This window comes from Leclercia sp. UBA2479, from assembly GCF_002341985.1.
Taxonomy (GTDB): domain Bacteria; phylum Pseudomonadota; class Gammaproteobacteria; order Enterobacterales; family Enterobacteriaceae; genus Enterobacter; species Enterobacter pneumoniae.
Map to the genome: position 1 here is coordinate 939,258 of NZ_DDPB01000009.1, position 19,702 is coordinate 958,959.

At 57.4% G+C, this 19,702-nt stretch carries 17 protein-coding genes and 1 riboswitch; of the genes, 2 read left to right on the forward strand and 15 right to left on the reverse strand.

What is annotated here, in order from left to right; all coding sequences use genetic code 11:
* Position 1 precedes the first annotated feature (1 nt).
* From B3B59_RS14165 to thiM, 8 genes are all read right to left on the reverse strand, one after another.
* A complete protein-coding gene (locus B3B59_RS14165) occupies positions 2-865 on the reverse strand; it encodes an ABC transporter ATP-binding protein (RefSeq protein WP_207292073.1) in 864 nt (287 codons plus the stop codon).
* On the reverse strand, positions 837-1,742 hold the full coding sequence (locus tag B3B59_RS14170) for an ABC transporter permease (protein WP_040074856.1): 906 nt from the start codon (positions 1,740-1,742) through the stop codon (positions 837-839). Before B3B59_RS14170 ends, B3B59_RS14165 begins: the two co-directional genes overlap by 29 nt.
* Positions 1,739-2,776 (reverse strand): ABC transporter permease, encoded by a 1,038-nt coding sequence (locus B3B59_RS14175; protein WP_286809364.1) that lies wholly within the window; start codon positions 2,774-2,776, stop codon positions 1,739-1,741. The genes B3B59_RS14170 and B3B59_RS14175 overlap by 4 nt, the downstream gene beginning before the upstream one ends.
* A complete protein-coding gene (locus B3B59_RS14180; RefSeq protein WP_286809366.1) occupies positions 2,773-4,389 on the reverse strand; it encodes an ABC transporter substrate-binding protein in 1,617 nt (538 codons plus the stop codon). The genes B3B59_RS14175 and B3B59_RS14180 overlap by 4 nt, the downstream gene beginning before the upstream one ends.
* Before the next feature lie 33 nt (positions 4,390-4,422).
* Entirely contained in the window at positions 4,423-5,577 is a 1,155-nt protein-coding gene (locus B3B59_RS14185) for a mandelate racemase family protein (RefSeq protein ID WP_040074853.1), read from the reverse strand.
* A gap of 267 nt (positions 5,578-5,844) precedes the next feature.
* Positions 5,845-6,897, reverse strand: coding sequence for a class I fructose-bisphosphate aldolase (gene fbaB / locus B3B59_RS14190; RefSeq protein WP_040074852.1), 1,053 nt, complete (start codon positions 6,895-6,897; stop codon positions 5,845-5,847).
* A 183-nt stretch (positions 6,898-7,080) separates the two neighbouring features.
* The gene (gene thiD, locus B3B59_RS14195; protein WP_207292076.1) at positions 7,081-7,881 is read right to left on the reverse strand and encodes a bifunctional hydroxymethylpyrimidine kinase/phosphomethylpyrimidine kinase; all 801 of its coding nucleotides are present in this window, start codon (positions 7,879-7,881) and stop codon (positions 7,081-7,083) included.
* Complete coding sequence (gene thiM, locus B3B59_RS14200; RefSeq protein ID WP_286809368.1) at positions 7,878-8,648, reverse strand: hydroxyethylthiazole kinase; 771 nt, start codon at positions 8,646-8,648, stop codon at positions 7,878-7,880. Before thiM ends, thiD begins: the two co-directional genes overlap by 4 nt.
* A 36-nt stretch (positions 8,649-8,684) precedes the next feature.
* Positions 8,685-8,781, reverse strand: a riboswitch (TPP riboswitch).
* A gap of 354 nt (positions 8,782-9,135) precedes the next feature.
* On the opposite strand from thiM, the gene B3B59_RS14205 reads away from it, so the two are divergent.
* Positions 9,136-10,521 (forward strand): diaminobutyrate--2-oxoglutarate transaminase, encoded by a 1,386-nt coding sequence (locus tag B3B59_RS14205; RefSeq protein WP_040074848.1) that lies wholly within the window; start codon positions 9,136-9,138, stop codon positions 10,519-10,521.
* Positions 10,522-10,539: 18 nt separating this feature from the next.
* On the forward strand, positions 10,540-12,006 hold the full coding sequence (locus B3B59_RS14210) for a pyridoxal phosphate-dependent decarboxylase family protein (RefSeq protein WP_286809369.1): 1,467 nt from the start codon (positions 10,540-10,542) through the stop codon (positions 12,004-12,006).
* Between the two features lie 40 nt (positions 12,007-12,046).
* Here the strand turns inward: B3B59_RS14210 and B3B59_RS14215 are convergent, their stop codons facing one another.
* From B3B59_RS14215 to B3B59_RS14245, 7 genes are all read right to left on the reverse strand, one after another.
* Positions 12,047-12,550 carry a protein disulfide oxidoreductase gene (locus B3B59_RS14215; RefSeq protein ID WP_286809370.1) on the reverse strand — a complete coding sequence of 168 codons (504 nt, stop codon included), beginning with the start codon at positions 12,548-12,550 and terminating at the stop codon, positions 12,047-12,049.
* On the reverse strand, positions 12,540-13,139 hold the full coding sequence (locus tag B3B59_RS14220) for a DsbA family protein (protein WP_414671907.1): 600 nt from the start codon (positions 13,137-13,139) through the stop codon (positions 12,540-12,542). Before B3B59_RS14220 ends, B3B59_RS14215 begins: the two co-directional genes overlap by 11 nt.
* Complete coding sequence (locus B3B59_RS14225; protein WP_286809372.1) at positions 13,139-15,145, reverse strand: protein-disulfide reductase DsbD family protein; 2,007 nt, start codon at positions 15,143-15,145, stop codon at positions 13,139-13,141. The genes B3B59_RS14220 and B3B59_RS14225 overlap by 1 nt, the downstream gene beginning before the upstream one ends.
* Before the next feature lie 48 nt (positions 15,146-15,193).
* Entirely contained in the window at positions 15,194-15,538 is a 345-nt protein-coding gene (locus B3B59_RS14230) for a copper resistance protein (RefSeq protein WP_286809527.1), read from the reverse strand.
* A gap of 112 nt (positions 15,539-15,650) precedes the next feature.
* Positions 15,651-17,852, reverse strand: a complete 2,202-nt coding sequence (locus B3B59_RS14235) for a polysaccharide biosynthesis tyrosine autokinase (RefSeq protein WP_286809374.1) — start codon at positions 17,850-17,852, stop codon at positions 15,651-15,653.
* Positions 17,834-18,310 (reverse strand): protein-tyrosine-phosphatase, encoded by a 477-nt coding sequence (locus B3B59_RS14240; RefSeq protein WP_046884766.1) that lies wholly within the window; start codon positions 18,308-18,310, stop codon positions 17,834-17,836. Before B3B59_RS14240 ends, B3B59_RS14235 begins: the two co-directional genes overlap by 19 nt.
* Complete coding sequence (locus B3B59_RS14245; RefSeq protein WP_046884765.1) at positions 18,301-19,437, reverse strand: polysaccharide export protein; 1,137 nt, start codon at positions 19,435-19,437, stop codon at positions 18,301-18,303. Before B3B59_RS14245 ends, B3B59_RS14240 begins: the two co-directional genes overlap by 10 nt.
* Positions 19,438-19,702 lie beyond the last annotated feature (265 nt).

Genomic DNA, 19,702 nt, shown 5'->3' on the forward strand with positions numbered 1-19,702 from the left:
CCTATTCGCTGAGCCAGCTGGCCTGACGTTGCAGCACCGGCAACACCGGGCGGCGATGGTTAATTTCCGGCAGGGCATCGATCAGCCCCTGGGTATAAGGATGCTGTGCATTGTGCAGCTCGCTGGCGGCGATCGACTCCACCACGCGCCCGGCATACATCACCAGCACCCGATCGCAGAAGCTACGGACCAGGTTGATGTCGTGGCTGATAAATATCAGCCCCAGCCCGCGCGACTGCACCAAATCATCCAGCAACCCCAGCACCTGTAAGCGCACCGAGACGTCCAGCGCCGAGGTGGGTTCATCGGCAATCACCAGTTCGGGGTCGGTGATTAACATCATGGCAATCATGATGCGCTGCCCCTGCCCGCCGGAGATCTCGTGCGGGTACAAATGATAAACCCGCTCCGGCTGGCGAATACGCACGACGTCGAGCATCTCCAGCACTTTGGTTTTGGCCTCCGCCTTGCGGCCGGGGTGGTGGGTAAGCCATGCCTCAGCGATTTGATCCCCCACGCAGACCACCGGATTGAGCGAATACTTTGGGTCCTGCATGATCATTGAGATGCGTTTGCCGCGGATCGCACGCATTTTCGCCTCGCTGACGGTGCGTAAATCCACATCGCCAAACTGCATTTTTGTCGCACTAATCCGCGCCTTTGCCGGGTGCAGACGCATCAGCGCGCGCCCAACGGTAGATTTTCCGGAGCCGGATTCGCCGACAATCGCCAGCTTCTCGCGCCCCAACTGGAAGGAGACGCCGCGCACCGCGTTGGTGACAGCGCGTCCGTTGATAAAATCGACGTGCAGATCGCGCACATCTAACAGCGGCGCATCAGGCGCTGCGAGGATCGAGGATGTCACGTAAGCCATCTCCTAAGAAGTTGAACGCCAGACTGTTGATTAAAATCGCCAGCCCCGGGATCGTTACTACCCACCAGCACTCCATCATGTAGGTCCGGCCGCTGGAGATCATCGCCCCCCACTCCGGCTCTGGCGGCTGTGCTCCCAGGCCAAGGAAACCGAGCCCGGCGGCGGTAAGAATGATGCCGGCCATGTTCATGGTGATACGGATAATCACCGACGGCAGGCACAGCGGCACAATGTGACGCCAGAGGACACGCACCGGGGACGCGCCCTGTAAACGGACGGCGGAGATGAAATCGGCCTGCCGTAAAGAGAGCGTTTCAGCCCTGGCAAGGCGGGCAATCGGCGGCCAGGCGGTGATCGTAATCGCTATGACCACGTGCTCCAGCCCAGGCCCCAGCGCGGCAACAAACGCCAGCGCCAGAACCAGGCTCGGGAAGGAGATAAAGATGTCAGTCACCCGCATCAGTACCGCATCCACCTTGCCGCCAAAATAGCCGGCGGTCACGCCCAGCAGTAGCCCCAGCGGGCCGACCGTGACCGACACCAGCAACACGATATAGAGCGTGATTCGCGCGCCATACACCAGACGGCTAAAGATATCCCGGCCAAATTCATCGGTACCGAACCAGTGCTGGCCATTAGGGGCCACCAGGGCGTTATTGAGATCCTGCACCAGCGGGTTATACGGGGCGATCCAGGGGGCAAATATCGCCACAATCAGCAGCAGCAAGATAATCCCGCCGCCAATCGCGGTAAGGGGGTTGCGCGCCATCTGGCCAAGAAAGCCCACCATGCGTGAAAGTGAACGTTTGATACGCTGGCGGCTTTCAGATTGCCCCGCCCCCAGCGGCGTATCCAGAGAAACGGTCATGATTTCGTCCTCGGGTCAAAGAGTTGATACAGCATGTCGGAGAGCAGGTTGAGCATCACAAAGATTATCCCTACCAGCAGCACGCAGCCCATTACCGCATTCATATCCCCCAGCAGCAGGCTGCCAGTAAGATAGGAGCCAAAGCCAGGCCAGGAGAAGACGGTCTCAATCAGGACGGCCCCTTCCAGCAGCGAACCGTAGGCCAGCGCGACCACGGTTAACAACTGCACCAGGATATTACGAAACGCGTGGTTCCAGATAACCTGCCGCTCGGTTAACCCTTTTACGCGGGCGGTGATAATGAACTCCTGCGACAGCTGCGCCAGCATAAAGCTACGGGTCATACGGCTGATGTAGGCCAGCGAATGAAAACCCAGCAGTGAGGCAGGTAGCACCAGGTGGTTAATGGCATTCCAGAATACGGCGCTGTTACCCGCCAGCAGGGCATCGACGGTCATGAGTCCGGTACGGCGCGGGACTAAACCGTCCAGCCCCAGATCCAGACGTCCGGCGCCCCCCACCCAGCCAAGCCAGGCGTAAAACAGCAGCAGCCCCATCATTCCGACCCAGAAGATGGGTGTGGAGTAACCCGCCAGGCTGATAATGCGCACCACGTAATCGGAAACACTGTTGCGCCGCGCGGCGGCCAGAACGCCCAGCGGAATACCCAGCCCTGCGCCGACAATGATCGCCATCGTCGCCAGCTCCAGCGTGGCCGGGAAGACGCGTAAAATATCGTCCAGCACCGGCTTACCGGTCAGCAGCGCATTCCCCAGATTGCCGTGCAGCAAGTTGTTCAGGTAGATACCAAACTGCGTCAGCAGAGATTGATCAAAACCTAGCTGCTGATAAACCTGCTGATAGGTACTGTGGTCGGCATCCGGACCCACTATCGCCAGTACCGGGTCCACCGGCATTACCCGACCAATAAAGAAGGTGAGCACCAGCAGGCCAAACAGCGTGATCAGCACCTGAGTCACCCGCTTTGAGAAGCGCCGGGTACGGGAGCCCAACGCGAGGATCGCCACACTCATTGTTCACCTCCGGTTTTATAGACTTCACGCAGGAAGGTGGTGGCCGACGGATGCGACTGGAAGTTTTTCACTTCGTTACGCACCACTACCGAATCCACCATCTGTGACAGCGGGATCAGCGCCGGTATCAGTTGGTCATAGCGCACCTGGATCTGCTGATAGTCGGCAATCTGTTTTTGCGGATCGCGCTCCAGCAGCGCCTTGTCGATCATCGCGTTGAGCGGCTTATCGTAGAAGCTGGTGCGCCAGCCCTGGAAGTTGGTCAGCCGCGCTTCGTCGCTGTTGTCGGGGTTATAGACCAGCGCGCGCAGGCTGGAGTGTGGATGAGGCTCTACGCCGCTCCCCCCACGCCCGACCAGCATGTCGAATTTGCGCTCGCGCATGGCCCCATAAATCTGGTTCCCGGTACCGGTAACGATTTTGGCGTTGATCCCCGCCTGCATCAGGGTGGACTGCACGGCGATGGCAATATTCAGGAAGGGCTGATCCGCCAGCACGCGCAGGGTGGTGTCGAATCCTTCCGGATACCCTGCCTCTGCCAGCAGTTTTTTAGCGCGCGGGATATCCAGCTTATAGCCGGGATCCGGTAGCGTGGAGGGCATCCCCGCCTTGATGGGCCGCTGATGCAGCACGCCGTAGCCCGGCATCAGCGCTTTGTTGATGCCCTGATAATCAATGAGGTAGCGCACCGCCTCGCGCACTTTCGGATTGTCGAAATGGGCCTCTTTCATGCTCATCGCTACGTAGTAAACCGTCCCTTTCTGCACGGCCTCTACCGTCAGCTGCGGATCCTTACGTAAGGCATTGATATCGGCCACCGCCATATTGTTGGCAATGTCGAGGTCGCCCTTTTCAATCATCAGACGCAGGGTTTGCGACTCCTGGAAATGGCGCAACACAATGCGATTCATTTTAGGCGCGTCTCGCCAGTAGTGCGGATTGCGCTGCATACGCAGCACATCTTTTGCCTGCCAGGTCTCCAGCATAAAGGGGCCGGAACCCGCTTCGTTCGTGGTGAGCCAGCGGTTGCCCCAGTCGTTATTCACTTCATGCTGTTGCACGGTTTTGCTATCGAGCACGCCGAGGTTGCCAAGCGCCCCGAGAGAGTAAATCACCAGCTGCGGGTCATTGGCTTTCGGCAGGACGATTTGCACGGTGTAGGCATCTGGCGCACTCACCTGCTGATCAATGTTTTTCTTGTTAAAGCCGTAGGATTTCCACACCGAGGCCTGGGCCAGATTCAGGTGCAGCAGGCGACGCATCGACCAGACGACATCCTCGGAGGTAAGCGGGTTACCGGAATGAAAGGTGACGTTATCGCGCAGATGGAAGGTCAGGGTTTTGCCGTCCGGGGCAATATCCCAGGATTTCGCAAGGGCCGGTTTCACGTTGGTGAGTTGATTCGGATCCAGCTCCACCAGCGAATCATAGAGATTGACCACAATACCCACCACTTCGTTTCCGGTCATCGCCGCCGGATCGAGCGTCAGCAGGTTGTTCATATTCATGCCGATGATGAGCTGATCGGGCGGCGTTTTTGCGTACGCCGCCCCGCTCCCCATCATCAGCGAGAGCGCGAGCAAGCACGCGCCGGCTAAGGAAGATCGTTTCATGTATATATCGCCTGTAGGGTACGTTTTTATTTGTCAGTCGTGGCTGACGGTATTGGCTTCGATATATGCAAAATTAATGTCTTCGCCCAGTCCCGGACGGTTTGGCAGGCTGACCATGCCGTCGTCGTCCATCGGATCGACCAGGCTGTTGAGGTACGCCGCGGGCTCCTCATAGTCGAGGAAGGGGTGCAATAAACCGCGCTCATACCAGCGGCAGTTTTTGATTGCCCCAATCACCGCCAGGCTTGCCGCCCCGTTGCCATGGACTTCGCAATCCATACCAAACGACTCGGCCAGGTGGGCCACCTTCAGGGTTGGCGTAATACCGCCCACGCCGTTTGACCCGGCGCGCAGAATGTCGCACGCCCCTGCCTTCACCCAGTCGGCACGGCTGTGATGTTTACCGCCCAGGCTCTCCGGCCCGATGATGGGGATAGAGAGGTTCTCTGCCAGCCAGACGTAGGAGGACATGCTCTCCTCTTCCATCGGCTCCTCAAACCAGGCGAAATTAAGCTTTTCCAGCTCTTTACCGATGTACAGCGCTTCGGTCCGGCTATACCAGTGGTAGCCGTCGATCATCAGATCGATATCCGGCCCCACCGCCTCACGCACGGCGGCGCAGGCTTTAACATCCATTTTGGGGTTCGGGGCGAAGGAGACCGGCGGCATCCAGGTGTGTAGCTTGATCGCTTTGTAACCGCGCGCCACCAGTTTCTCGGCAAAGCTGGCGTACTCCTCCGGGGTGGAGAGGCCACCCGGCAGGTCATCACCGCACATGGTGCTGCCGTAGGCCGGCACTTTATCGCGATAACCGCCCAGCAGTTTCCACACTGGCATATTCAGTTTGCGCCCAATCAGATCCCACAGCGCCTGTTCAACGAAGCCCAGCGCACGCTCGCTAAGCTGATGGGCGCTGCCGCGCTGCCAGTGCGCCAGGTCTTGCCAGATGCGCTCGCGATTAAACGCATCCTGGCCGATCATCACCTTGCGAAAGAAGGTGTTGACCACAAAAGGGCGCACCACTTCCGGCGGTGCAAATGCGTACCCTTGGGTGCCATCGTCTGCGGTAATCGTCAGCATTGCCATTTTTGCCAGGCTCTCTGGCCCCGGGTGCGAATGCCCGGCGGTGTCAGAGACGCGGCGCGTGGGATACTGGAAGACGGTGACATTGACAGATTCGATTTTCATTTTCAGTCCTTAAAACTACAGAGGTTCAGAGCGACTTTGTATTTTGAAAAGCTGTTTCGAAAGTAACTTTAAGCGCAAAATTCGTCCGCTGCCTTAGACAAATTCCGCTAAGCATCGGCCATTTTTTGGGCATATGCACGGCAACGAGTGACAGTTTTCACAAAAGAAAGGTGAACTGTGAAGTCGATCGGGAAGGATGTTTGAATGAAATGAAAAGCAGTTTCGAGCAACCCTCTTCCCGTCGGGAAGAGGGTCTGGAGAGGGGTATCAGGCGATGGTGACCTTGCTGTCCAGGTAGACATCCTGCACGGCATTGATCAGCTTCACGCCGTCGGCCATCGATTTCTTAAAGGCTTTGCGGCCCAGAATCAGCCCCATGCCGCCCGCACGCTTGTTGATAACCGCCGTACGTACCGCGTCGGCCAGGTCGGTCTCGCCGCCTGCAGCACCACCGGAGTTGATCAAGCCAGCGCGGCCCATGTAGCAGTTCGCCAGCTGGTAACGGACCAGGTCAATCGGGTTATCGCTGGTCAGCTTGCTGTAGACCCGTTCGTCGGTATACCCGTAATTCACCGCCGTATAACCACCGTTATTTTCGGCCATTTTCTGCTTCACGATATCCGCACCAATGGTGGCCGCCAGGTGGTTGGCCTGCCCGGTAAGGTCGGCAGATACGTGATAGTCGGTGCCCTCTTTTTTGAACGCATTGTTACGCAGATAGGCCCACAGGACGGTGACCATCCCCAGCTCGTGCGCACGTTCAAAGGCGCTTGAGATCTCTTCGATCTGGCGACGCGACTGTTCAGAGCCAAAGTAAATGGTCGCCCCTACCGCCACAGCCCCCATATTGAAGGCCTGCTCCACGCTGGCATACAACGTCTGGTCATATTCCGTAGGATAGCTCAGGGTCTCGTTGTGATTGAGTTTCACAAGGAAAGGAATGCGGTGCGCGTAGCGGCGCGAGACGGAGGCCAGCACGCCATAGGTGGAGGCCACGCAGTTACAGCCCGCTTCGATCGCCAGTTCCACAATATTCTTCGGATCGAAATAGAGTGGATTAGCGGCAAACGACGCCCCGGCAGAGTGTTCCACCCCCTGGTCTACCGGCAGGATAGAGAGATATCCGGTGCCGCCAAGACGCCCGGTGTTATACAGCGTCTGCATATTGCGCAACACCGCAGGTGGGCGGTTGTTATCGATCATCACGCGATCGACGTAGTCGTGGCCAGGCAGGTAGAGGTTGTCGGCTGGAATGGTCATACAACGGTGCTGTAACAGGCTATCGGCATCTTTGCCAAGCAGCTGCGTAATATCAGTCATAACTTTGCTCCCCTATGTGCCGACGTCATGTCGGCGCGTGTCATCCGGACCCATGTTTTTATGGGCAGGGTAAGCCTGGTCCCGACTGAACATCTTTGCCACTTTTAAGACCGATTTTCAGGACAATCTGCTGGCACGATTCGGGTACGGCAGCGTGACACGCCGCCGTTATGCACTCTCGCCCTACCACCAGGCGTGGAAATGGTGGACCGGGCCGATGCCTTGCCCGACTTCAAGTGTATCTGCCTGGGCCAGGGCGCGGGAGAGCCAGTGCTTAGCCTCCTGTACAGTGCTGGCCCAGTTCTCATGGCGGGGCCGCAAGGCAGCCAGGGCAGCCGAAAGAGTACAGCCGGTCCCGTGCGTGTTTTTGGTGTGTACCCGTGGGGCGGTGAAGCGCAGTTCGCCGTCGCGCGTGAATAACCAGTCGGGACTTTCTGCATCATCCAGATGACCGCCCTTCATTAACACGGCCTCGCAGCCCAACGCCCGTAGCGCTCTGCCCTGCTCTTTCATCTCTTGCTCGCTGCGCGCATGGGGAGCATCGAGCAACGCCGCAGCCTCCGGCAGGTTCGGCGTAATAAGCGCGACCTGCGGCAACAATTTGTTACGCAGGGTCGCAACCGCCGAGGGAGAGAGCAGCGGATCGCCGCTTTTCGCCAGCATTACCGTATCCAGCACCACGCTCTTGACCTGATGTCGCCGGAGTTGTTCCGCCACCGCTTCCACAATATCCGTCTCTGCCAGCATGCCGATTTTAGTGGTGTCGATGCGAACATCACTGAATACCGACTCCAGCTGCGCCGCCACAAAATCGGGTTCGATGCGGTAGACCGACTGCACCCCACGGGTGTTTTGCGCCACCAGCGCGGTAATGACCGAGCAGCCGTAAGCTCCCAGCGCCGAAAAGGTTTTCAGATCGGCCTGGATACCCGCTCCACCGCTGGGATCGGTGCCGGCGATAGTCAGTGCATTAATCCTTTTCATGCCGCCCCCTCCAGGTTCCAGATGGCATCAAGGAACGCGGTGGCGAAGCTGCCAGGCCCCTGGCTTGCCTGAGCGGCTTCGCTTCCGGCACGTTTCATCAGGCCGCAGGCCGCGGCAACATTATCAAGCCGATCGCCAGGCAGGGCACAGCTGGCCGCCACCACCGCAGAGAGCGCGCAGCCAGTTCCCACTACGCGGGTCATTAACGGATCGCCGCCGGTGACCTCCTTCGTGCGTTGGCCATCGGTGATGTAATCCACCTCTCCGGTCACGGCCACGATGGCGTGCGTCTGCCGCGCCAGCGCCTGCGCCGCAGGCAGTGCGCTGCTGGCGGTATCGGTGGTATCGACCCCGCGTCCACCGGCGCTTATACCGGCGAGGGCCATAATCTCAGAGGCATTGCCGCGAATGGCGGCGGGTTTGAGCGCCAGCAGTTGCTGGCAAAATTGCGTGCGAAACGCCAGTGCACCTACGGCTACGGGATCTAAGGTCCAGGGCTTACCCGCTGCCCGCGCGCTCTCGACGGCCAAACGCATCGCCTGAGCACGCGGCACCGTCAGGGTGCCGACATTGATCAGCAGCGCATCGGCAATCGCAGCGAACTGCTGGGCTTCTTCGGCCTCAATCACCATCGCGGGCGAAGCGCCAAACGCGAGCAGTACGTTGGCGGTGAAGGTTTGCACCACATCGTTCGTCATACAATGGGTCAGCGGTGCGCGGTCGCGGAAGTGGTTAATAAGAAGGTGTTCGGGCAGGTCAGGCTGCATGTTATCGCTCCTGCCTTGCGTGAAGAAGCGATAGCCGTGAAGGGCATCTGACTTCCCTACGCTGGCATTATCCAGATCAGGTGGTACGGGTATTTCTCAGCCTTCACAAAGAAGGGCACCCCGAGTCATTTAAATCATTACGTTGCAATTACTGCGCGTAAATCGCTATTCAGAATACTGCCTCTGCGTCGCTGAAATCTACTGATTTAACGTTTTCGCCTATTTCCGTTGCGCTTAACTGATTTTGTAAAGGTTCGGTAAAACCGTCAATTTGCACCTCATCAGACCACCCGACAACCCCAGGTACCATGCGGGTTTCGCGTACCTTTCTTCTATTTATGTATCCAGTAATAAAACGTTAAACAATTAACCATTGAGCCCCACGAAAAAAGGCTCTATATTGGCCGCGATTTTTGCCACGTTTCTCATTTTTCTTAACTAATGATTCAATCGGGGCCGCCTGACGTGCCGCGGTTGTAGGAGTGATATGATGACGGATAAAGTCCGTATTGATACTTTGAATGCCTCTACTTTCAATAAATCCAACGAGACCTACCTGGCCCGTCAGGCCGAAATGGAATCCAATGTCAGAAGTTATCCGCGTAAACTGCCTTTAGCGATCACAAAGGCGGACGGCGTATGGGTAACGGATGCGGATAATAAAGAGTATCTTGATTGTCTGGCAGGCGCCGGTACCCTGGCGCTGGGTCACAACCATCCTGACGTACTGAAAAGCATCCAAAGTGTTATTACCAGCGGCTTGCCGTTACATACCCTGGATCTGACAACGCCGTTGAAAGACGCGTTCTCTGAATACCTGCTCTCCCTGCTGCCGGGCGAAGGCAAAGAGTACTGCCTGCAATTTACTGGCCCATCCGGTGCCGATGCCGTTGAGGCAGCGCTGAAGCTGGCGAAAAAAGTCACCGGTCGTAGCGGCATCATTAGCTTCTCGGGCGGCTATCACGGCATGACTCACGGTGCACTGTCCGTGACCGGCAACCTCTCTCCGAAAGAGGCGGTTGACGGCATGATGCCTGAAGTTCAGTTCATGCCTTACCCGCATGAGTACCGCTGCCCGCTGGGTATTGGCGGTGAAGCTGGCGTGAAAGCACTGACCTACTACTTCGAAAACCTGATCAACGACGTTGAGAGCGGCGTGCGTAAACCTGCTGCCGTGATCCTGGAAGCCGTTCAGGGCGAAGGTGGCGTGAACCCGGCGCCGGCCGAGTGGCTGCAACGCATCCGTAAAGTGACTCAGGAACACGGTATCCTGCTGATCCTCGACGAAGTGCAGGCAGGCTTTGCCCGTACCGGTAAATTCTTCGCCTTCGAACACGCGGGTATTGAGCCAGACATCGTTGTGATGTCAAAAGCAGTGGGCGGCGGTCTGCCGCTGGCCGTGCTGGGTATCAAAAAGCAGTTCGATGCCTGGGCTCCGGGTCACCATACCGGTACTTTCCGCGGTAACCAGCTGGCGATGGCAACCGGCCTCACCACCCTTAAGATCCTGAAAGAGCAAAACATCGCTGACAAAGTCGCTGCACAGGGTGAATGGCTGAAAGCGAAGCTGGTTGAGCTGCAGAAACGTTATCCGGTTATCGGCCACGTTCGCGGCCTGGGCATGATGATCGGTATTGAGATCGTTAAGCCAAATGAAGCCGCCGATCAGCTGGGTTGCTTCCCGGGCGATGGCGAGCTCTCTGCCCTGATTCAGAAGAAGTGCTTCGAAGCGGGTCTGATTCTGGAGCGCGGTGGCCGTAACGGTAACGTTGTGCGTCTGCTGCCTTCTCTGCTGATCAGCGATCAAGAGCTGAACGTATTCCTGGATAAATTTGAGCAGGCGCTGCTTGCTGCGGGCGTTCGCCCGGCTTAACCGAAGACGAGAGATAAGATGTCAGATGTAAACCCGATTTTGTCGTCCTCGGCGCAAAGCATTGAAGCCTATCAGCAGGCGATTTCGCAAAGCACCGAAGCGGTAAAGCAGTGGCTACAGCAGCCGGAAATGTACAAAGGCAGAACGGTCGCGGAACTGCGTGACCGAATCCAGCTGGATTTCAGTCCGCAGGGGCTGGGCAACGAAGCCGCTATTGCGCGCGCCGTTGAATACTTCCTGAAGGACAGCCTGGCCGTGCATCATCCCCAGTGCGTTGCACACCTGCACTGCCCGAGCCTGGTGGTGAGCCAGGCGGCGGAGATCCTGATCAACGCCACCAACCAGAGCATGGACTCCTGGGATCAGAGCCCGTCCGCCACCATCATCGAGATGAAACTGATCGAGTGGCTGCGCACTCAGGTGGGCTACCAGGCTGGCGACGCGGGTGTCTTCACCAGCGGCGGCACCCAGAGCAACCTGATGGGGCTGATGCTGGCGCGTGATGCTTTCTTCGCGCGTCAGGGCCACTCCATTCAGCAGGATGGGCTGACAGGCGATCTGCGTAAAATTCGCGTTCTCTGCTCCGACAGCGCCCACTTCTCTGTGCAGAAAAATATGGCGCTGATGGGTCTGGGTTACCAGTCCGTGCTGCAGGTGAAAACCGACCAGTACGCGCGTATGGATCTGAACGATCTGAAAGCGAAGCTGGCGCAGTGTGAAGCCAACGGCGAGCAGGTGATGGCGATTGTAGCCACCGCCGGCACCACCGATGCAGGGGCCATTGACCCGCTGCGCGAGATTGCTGAACTGGCGAAAGCACAGCAGATTTGGGTGCACGTGGATGCCGCCTGGGGTGGCGCGCTGCTGCTCTCTGAAAAGCATCGTCACTATCTCGACGGTATTGAGCTGGTTGACTCCGTCACGCTCGACTTCCATAAGCAGTACTTCCAGACCATCAGCTGCGGTGCTTTCTTGCTGAAAGAAGCGCGTCACTATGAGCTGATGCGTTACCAGGCCGCTTACCTGAACTCTGAGTTTGACGAAGAAGCAGGCGTGCCTAACCTGGTCTCTAAGTCGCTGCAGACGACCCGTCGTTTCGACGCGCTGAAGCTGTGGATGAGCCTGGAAGCGCTGGGACGGAAGACCTATGCCGCGATCATCGATCATGGCGTAACCATGGCGCAGGACGTTGCCGCCTGGGTTGATGGCCATAAAACGCTGGAGCTGGTCATGAAGCCGCAGCTGGCGAGCGTGCTGTTCCGTTTCCGCCCTGAAGCGGCCATGGACGACGCGGCAATCGCGCTGCTGAACCAGAAAATCGGTGATGCGCTGCTGGAGTCTGGCCGCGCAAACGTCGGCGTGACCGAGCACAATGGCATCACCTGCCTGAAGCTGACGCTGCTGAACCCAACGGTGACGCTGGAGGATGTCAAAGTCCTGCTGTCGCTGGTTGAGCGTACAGCGCTGGAAATTCTGGCGAAGTAATCTCCGGCCCGGCAGGCAGAACCTGCCTGCCGGGCTTTTTTTAGCGCCCCGCCCACCAGAGGCGAAGCTTCATTCCCCAGTAGCTGCTCCAGCCGGTTGTCGTGCCGACTACATTTCCTTTCGACACTATCACCAGCGTAGGCGTTACGCTCACTTGCCACTGGCGTGATAGCGCCCCGCTCGCGTCATTCACTACCGGCATGGTCAGGCGTTTCTTTGCCATCCAGCGCGAAAGTTGTCCGTCATCCCCCGAGCGTAACGCGACGCTCAGAACATTGCCGCCCTCTTGCGTTAGCCTTTCAACCGCAGGAGTGGTGTAGCGGCAAATGGCGCACCAGGTCGCCCAGACGTAAATCAGCAAAGGGCGCTCCTCGCTGAGGGCCGCGATATTCATCTGCGCACCCTCCAGCGTCTCAACAGAGGTAGCCGAAAACCCGGCGGGCAGGACCGGTTTTCGCAGCTGATCCATCCCCCATACCGCTGCGACAATAATCAGCAGCAGAATCAGAAGCTCGCGCGCCCAGCGGCGTACTTTACTGCGCATCGCTTTTCGCCAGCTGTTCTTTGACCAGCGCCTCCAGATCCGCCTGAGGAATCGCCCCGGCGACCATTTGATCGCCAATAATAGTGGCAGGCGTTCCCTGAATGCCCAGCACCTGCGAGAGAATCAGGTTCATTTGCAGACTCTGCTGGCTTTTCGCATCGGGGGTGATCCCCGTTGTGGCTGTCTTTTGTTGAGCAGCCAGAATGGAAGCCGCGTCATGATTGCCCTTCTTCGTCATTAATCGCTGGTGTAACGCCCAGAATTTATCAGGCATCGTGCGCCAGGCCGTGAGCGCCACCCGTGCCGAGGCCATTGAGCTTTCGCCGCGGAAGGGTAAAAGCTTCACAATCAACTGCACGTCCGGGTTGTCGTGGACAATTTTCTCCAGCATCGGGTCAAATTTTTTACACCATGGACAGTTGTAATCGGTGAAGCTGACGATGGTTAGACGGGGATGCTTTGCCCCCATTCGCGGACTGTCGGGATCGTTAAAGATCAGCTCATCCAGCTGCTGGTTGGCATCGGGTTGCTGCCCAGCCATGCTGACGGCAGAAAAACAGAACAGGAAAATCATCATCCAGTAACGCATTAGTGCTCTCCTTTAGCGGCAGACAGTACGTTCAGCACCCCTTCGCGATTTAACAGCGCAGGCAGAATGGTGCCCTGCGGCTGAGCCGGACCATAAATCTGATTAAACGGAACCGCCGCACTCTGACGGCGTGTCAGAAACTGCGAGACAGTATCGGATGGTCGACTCCAGTCACCGCGCAGGGCAACCACATCCGGGGCACTCAGTGCCTGTTGTACATCGTCACGCAACAACACATTGTATTTATTGGCTTTACAGGTTACGCACCAGTCAGCGGTAACATCGACAAAGACCCGTTTATTGGCCGCCAGCGCGTCGGTGATGGCCTGCTCGCTCAACGGCTGCCAGGCAATACGATCTTCCACAACGGCACCGGTCGTCTGCGAGGTCAGCCAGTATCCCGACAATGCCATCAGCAGTGCCAGCGCGGTGGCGGCAAGGGCGCCGCGTCGCTGGTAGCGTCGCCAGACTCCCGCCAGCAGGAGCACTAACACCAGCGCCAGTACACCCCACGTCGCCTTACCAATATGCAGCCAAAGCAGCGAGATAAGCCACACGGCGGAGCCCAACATCATCAGCCCCAGCACCACGCGCAGCGTATTCATCCAGCGTCCGGGGCGCGGCAGGCGGCGCGCCAGTCCTGGCCAGGCGGCAATCGCCAGCCACGGCAAGCTCATACCGATCCCCATGGCGAGGAAGATCCCCCACAGCTGTACCAGCGGCGCCACCAGCGCGACCGACACGGCGGTGCCCAGGAACGGTGCGGTGCAAGGAGTGGCGAGTAAGGTGGCGAACGCCCCCTGCCAGAAATGTCCTGCCAGACCGTTGCCGCCTCGCGTGGCCAGCGAGGTGGTAATGCCAGAGGGTAAGCGGATTTCAAACAACCCCAGCAGGCTGGCGCTGAACAGCACCATCACCAGCGCCATAGCGGCGATAAACCACGGATTCTGGAACTGAATCCCCCACCCCAGCGCCTGGTTGCTAAGACGCAGAAACGTCATCATCAGCGCCAGTGCTAAAAACGACACCACAATGCCGGCCACCGAGGCGAGAAACTGGCCGCGTACACGGCTTCTGGTCTGCCCTTCCACCTGCAATACCGAGCCCAGTTTCATCGCCAGTACCGGCAAGACGCAGGGCATCAGGTTGAGGATAAACCCGCCCAGCAGCGCCATCGCCAGTACCGGTAAGAGGGACGACGTTGTCACCTCGGCTTCACCAATGGTGGTCTGGCTCTGCTGGGCCAGACCACCGTCGGCCAGTACCAGAGATAGCGTTTTGCCACGCAGGTCGGGCGCCGCCTCACCCCAGCCGTCCGTGACCGGCACGATCGCGGTCAGCGTTTCGCCCTGAATCTTAAAGGTCGGGCGTGCAAAATCCGCATCTTCAATCCCATCGAGATAGAGCGCTGGGGCGTGCCAGCCAGTGTCGCGGGTGGCGGTTACCGTCAGTTTGCCGGGGGCCCAGGCTGCCTTCAGCGAGGAGGTCAGCCCGTCTTCCCGCGGCAGCGTACCCATCGCTTTGGTGAAGTCATAGGTAAACTGACGCTCTGTTGGCCCACTCAGGTTGAGGGAGAAGGGATAGTCGGTCAGAATACAGACATCGCTACAGGTCGAGAGCGTTAGCACACCGGCCAGGGTGTCCGGCATCTTGCCTTTCACCACCAGCGGGAAGGTCACGTTACCTTGATAGCCCTGGGTGGCGATCCCCGCCACGTCAAAGCGCTGGGGTGTCGGCCAGTACCACTGCACCGGGAGCGGCGTTTGCCAGGCAATAGAGGGGGCAATTCCGCCCTCGCCCGGGGATCGCCAGTAGGTTTTCCAGCCCTTTTCCAGGGCTACGTCCAACAGCAGGTGTGTCTCTCCCGCCTCAGCGGGTTGGGCACGTAAACGCACGCTGGCGTGATCGTTATCGGCAGCGCGCAGCCAGCCGCTATCGGCCGCCCAGCTTACGGGCAGCCACAGTAATGCCAGGCAGACTAAAAGCCGCCTGAAAACAGTCAACATAGATTTTCTCCGTAAATGATTAATTAACCTGGAATAACAGGCGAATAATCACTCACGGAAGACGCATAAGCGGAGATGCACCCTGAGCCGGGGCGGAGAGATAACGCGAGGAGGCCAACGCCGTTGATGCCTGACAGGCTGGGGAGTGAGGACGACCATCAGCAACGCCAGGGCAAAGAGCGCCCCTTCAAACATGATCGGTGGCGATGCCAGCAAGGATTTGGCACTCAGTTCACAAGGGGTGACAGGCGATTCAACGTCGGACTGCTGGGTAACGAGCGGAGCTTTCATCGCCAGCGCGTGCAGGCTTGCCATGCGCTGTGCGCTGCAAACCAGCACCACCAGACATGCAAGCACTACCAATAATATCGCTTTCCGCTGCCGCTTGATCATCATTGCCCCTTTATTCACGACGCTTATATTAACGGGCTTAAACCATTTGGCAACGATAATGCTGTAAAGAAGTTTAGAGAACCGCTGCACCCTGTCAGGTGCAGCGATAGGATCAGGGATGCGCGGTTTTACTGTGCTGCGGGTCTTTGCTCTTTGACGCGGTATAGGCATAGGCGTCGTAGCCGGTGCTGTAGTGGTTAACCAGAGATTTGACCACGTCGTTAAGTATCGCCCCTTTGATGTTCACCCCCATCTGTTCGAGACGACGGACGCTGGTGACCATCTCCTTGACGCTGGTGATGTTATGGCGCGCCACCAGCAGCGTCGAGGCCGCCATACGCCCGACCATGGCGGCATCGGTGACCGCCAGAATCGGCGGGGTATCGACAATCACCATATCGTAATTCTCGCTGGCCCAGTGCATAAAGGCCTTGAAGCGCGAGTGCATCAACAGTTCGGAGGGGTTCGGCGGATAATACCCGCAGGTGACCACATCGAAATGACCGTCCTCGTAGGTCTGCACCGCCTCGTCGAAGGCAATTTTACCGGACAGCAGTTCAGAGAGCCCGCGCTCGTTTTGTATCGCAAAAATGTTGTGGACATAACCCTTACGCATATCCGCATCAACGAAGAGAACACGTCCGCCAATCTGCGCCACCAGCGCCGCCAGCGAGGTACTGACCAGCGTTTTACCGCAATCCTGCGAGGGGCCACTAAACATCAGGATGTTATTATCAGCGTCCATCATTGCAAAGTGCAGGCTGGTGCGCAGACCGCGTATCGCCTCCACAAAAATGTCCAGCGGCTTGTCGACCGGCAAAAAGGGAACATTAACAATTTTATGCCGGGTACGGTTACGCCAGAAATCAAAGCTACGCAGATGCGTTTTACTGCTCAGCCATTCTGAACGGGGCAGCGTTGCGTAGACGGTAATGCCCTGGTTTTCGAGCTGCTCCGGCGAAATAATCCCCTGGCGAATTGCGCTACGTGCCAGTATCCCTCCCGAGGAGATCAGCAACCCGAGCAGGGTGGCAAGAACGACAATCAACCCTTTGCGCGGCTGCACGGGGTCAGGCTGTGCAACCGCCGAATCGATAATACGGACATTGCCGATCGTGCTGGAACGGGAGATATCCAGCTCCTGCTGACGGGTAAGCAGCTGCAGGTAGATCGCGCGCCCCGAATCCACGTCCCGACTCAGCCGTAAAATCTCCTGCTGGGTGGATGGCATCGTTCCGACCCGCTTATTCAACCGCTCACGCTCCTTTTCCAGCGTAGCCCGTTTGTCCCGTAGCGCACGATAAGTAGGGTGATCCTTTTTGAAGTGCTGTGAAACTTCCGCCTCGCGGAAGGTCAGTTCGTTCAGCTGATTATCGACATTGACAATCTGCTCAAGGACCGATTTAGCCTCCAGCGACAGATCGACCGAATCCCGCTTTTTGCGGTAGTTGTTCAGGCGACCCTCCGCTTCATCCAGCTCTCCGCGCACCTTCGGCAACTGTCGCTTCAGGAAGGCGAGACTTTGTGAATCCTGCGCGGCCTGACGGTCGATATTCTGCTGCAGATAATTATTGGCAATTTGATTAAGCGTAGCCGCAATGGCGCCTCGCTCAGGGCCGGTTAAGCTGAGCTCCAGTACCCCACTCTCTTTGCCCTTTTCGACCACACTAAAGCGTTTCGACAAGACGTTGATCGCCTCAAGCTGCGTTTTCTGGCTGATTTTAAAGCGAGTACCGACCGGGGCGCGCAATTCACGCACCCGCAGCGCGACGCCCGCTTTCTGCACCAGTTTCCCCGGGGTGCCATGCACGTTGATATCAATGCCTTCGAGCAGGAACTCGCCATTTTTCCCGGCGGTCAGGGTCAGGGGGGAGTGCCTGGAGGGCAACATCAGCCAGTCGAGCTTCAGCACGGGCGTCTCCTGGCCTGTCAGCCGGGCCAGACCGTTGCCAATGAGCGGGAAACGCACCGGGACGATCTCATCGCGCAGGCGTAAATCATCGACGGTTTTACCCAGAATCATCCGCGATTTCAGCAGCTGGATTTCTGCCGTCGAGTCTGGTGAGGCATCCCCCGACAGCTGAGTGATCGATTTAAGGAGATTATTTTGCTGCTTTTGTTCAATTTGAATGATCGCATCGGCGATATAGACCGGCGAGGCAAAGAGTGCATACAGCAGACCGCAGGTTGCGCAGAGCAGCGTGAAACTCAATATACAAACGCGATGATCGATCAATTCGCTGAGCAGGCGAGCCAGATCCAGCTCCTGGGTTTCCATCCCGTAGCCAGACTGATTTACTGTTTTTGACGACATGTTGGTAATCCCTTAACTGTGAGCCGGCTGGCCCATTCCTGACTCGCCTCGCTTAACAAGCGAAAAACATACTCAAACGCATCCCGGCTCTGGCCGAACGGGTCCGGGATCTCCTGTCCCCCCTGCCATTTACCATACAGTAGCGCTTTGCCGCGCACCTCCGGCGCGATTTGCGAGATGCGGTTGATTTGCGCCTGCTCCATCGCAAGAATCAGATCGTGCTGCTTAAGCATGGGGGCGGTGACTACGCGCGCGACATGATCAGCAAGCGAAATGCCATGCGCCGCCGCCACTGCGAGCGCCTGAGGGTGAACGGGCCGTCCGTTCAATCCACTGATGCCTGCCGAGCTGACGGCGATCTCAGGCATCTTCTGCTGTAAAAGCCCCTCCCCCATCGGGGAGCGGCAGATGTTTCCTGTACACACCACCAGAATGGTTTGGATCCGCATTATGGCCACGTCCTGATGGAATGAACGGTTTCAGTCAGATCGTGGATACCGGTGATTGTCGGTACCAGCTGTTTCACGACGCGGTTCCAGCGAGCCAATGGCGCCGTAGTGACATAGACGATGTCGTAAGGCTGCAGCTCAAACTCCGTGGCCAGAACCATGGCCGACGCGTCGCGCGCTTTCAGCTGATAGATATTGGCAATTTTGCTCCCGGGCTTTTTCTCAGTCGTCGAGCGAATCACAAAAATGCCGGTAGCATCCGCCAGATCCTGGTTAATACCGCCCGCATTACCCAGGGCTTCCGCCAGGGTCATACCGCTGCGATCCATCTTCAGCGTGCTCTGTTTCACCACTTCCCCCATCACAAAGACCTTGAGGGCATCATTACGTGGAATAAAGAGGATATCGCCGGCGCTAAGCAGCCGGTTCTGACTGAGATCGCCATGCTGCATTAACGCATAGAGGGAAATCACGGAATCTTTGCCGTCATGGGTCAGCACCACGTTTCGCCAGTCGGCATCCGCAGAGAGACCGCCTGCCGCGTTAATGGCATCCATCACGGTCAGCGGAATATTGGTGATAGGCTGTTGGCCCGATTTTGCGACTTCACCCGTGACATAGGCTTTTTGCGAGCGAAACGCTGCGACGCTGACATCAACCTGTGGACTTTCGATCACCCGCTCCAGCCGTCGGGTGATCTCACTGCGCACCTCTGCCAGCGTTTTCCCGGCTACGTGCAGCTTGCCAACGTAGGGATAAAAGAGAGTGCCATCCGCCCCTACCCAGTTGCCGGTATCGCTGGCGCTACGATATTGCCCGGCAGGTGTGGTGAGTTCCGGGTGATCCCATACGGTGATCATCAGAATGTCACCGGTGCCGATCCGGTACTCCCACTTTTTAAGCTGTTCGTCGAGTCCAGGATTTGCCTGAGATTTCAGGCTGGCTGGACGCAACTGTTCAATCACAGAAGGGGTAAGTGGCCATATTTCGACTTTTTTGCTTATATCGTCGGAGGAATCAACGGTGTGGGCTATCTTTTTCCCATTCGTTTTAAGATGTTGCCCCGGAATATTAACGCAGCCTGTTAACAACCCTGTTGTAATAAGTAAAGTCCATATCCGTATTTTAGCTTTCATTAATAATGACGCCCTGAAATTAATGTTGATACACCCGACAAGTCCGGCATTGCTGATTTGTAATAACTAATTAATATTTATAGATTTATGAGGCATCGAAACGGTATGATCCGTCCGACGAAAGTATGCTGATATTATCTGAAATATAAGCAGTGAGGAAAATCCAATAACCTTCCAGGCATTTTAAACGCTGTGCTACAAAATTAACACAGCGTGTGCGCTCTATTACTGGATAACGGCTTCATATTCGGAATTCATTAATAAA

Coding starts and splice junctions, on each gene's coding strand:
- B3B59_RS14170 (WP_040074856.1), bottom strand. CDS start 1,742: ATGACCGTTTCTCTGGATACGCCGCTGGGGGCGGGGCAATCTGAAAGC.
- B3B59_RS14175 (WP_286809364.1), bottom strand. CDS start 2,776: ATGAGTGTGGCGATCCTCGCGTTGGGCTCCCGTACCCGGCGCTTCTCA.
- B3B59_RS14180 (WP_286809366.1), bottom strand. CDS start 4,389: ATGAAACGATCTTCCTTAGCCGGCGCGTGCTTGCTCGCGCTCTCGCTG.
- B3B59_RS14185 (WP_040074853.1), bottom strand. CDS start 5,577: ATGAAAATCGAATCTGTCAATGTCACCGTCTTCCAGTATCCCACGCGC.
- fbaB (WP_040074852.1), bottom strand. CDS start 6,897: ATGACTGATATTACGCAGCTGCTTGGCAAAGATGCCGATAGCCTGTTA.
- thiD (WP_207292076.1), bottom strand. CDS start 7,881: ATGAAAAGGATTAATGCACTGACTATCGCCGGCACCGATCCCAGCGGT.
- thiM (WP_286809368.1), bottom strand. CDS start 8,648: ATGCAGCCTGACCTGCCCGAACACCTTCTTATTAACCACTTCCGCGAC.
- B3B59_RS14205 (WP_040074848.1), top strand. CDS start 9,136: ATGATGACGGATAAAGTCCGTATTGATACTTTGAATGCCTCTACTTTC.
- B3B59_RS14210 (WP_286809369.1), top strand. CDS start 10,540: ATGTCAGATGTAAACCCGATTTTGTCGTCCTCGGCGCAAAGCATTGAA.
- B3B59_RS14215 (WP_286809370.1), bottom strand. CDS start 12,550: ATGCGCAGTAAAGTACGCCGCTGGGCGCGCGAGCTTCTGATTCTGCTG.
- B3B59_RS14220 (WP_414671907.1), bottom strand. CDS start 13,139: ATGCGTTACTGGATGATGATTTTCCTGTTCTGTTTTTCTGCCGTCAGC.
- B3B59_RS14225 (WP_286809372.1), bottom strand. CDS start 15,145: ATGTTGACTGTTTTCAGGCGGCTTTTAGTCTGCCTGGCATTACTGTGG.
- B3B59_RS14230 (WP_286809527.1), bottom strand. CDS start 15,538: ATGATCAAGCGGCAGCGGAAAGCGATATTATTGGTAGTGCTTGCATGT.
- B3B59_RS14235 (WP_286809374.1), bottom strand. CDS start 17,852: ATGTCGTCAAAAACAGTAAATCAGTCTGGCTACGGGATGGAAACCCAG.
- B3B59_RS14245 (WP_046884765.1), bottom strand. CDS start 19,437: ATGAAAGCTAAAATACGGATATGGACTTTACTTATTACAACAGGGTTG.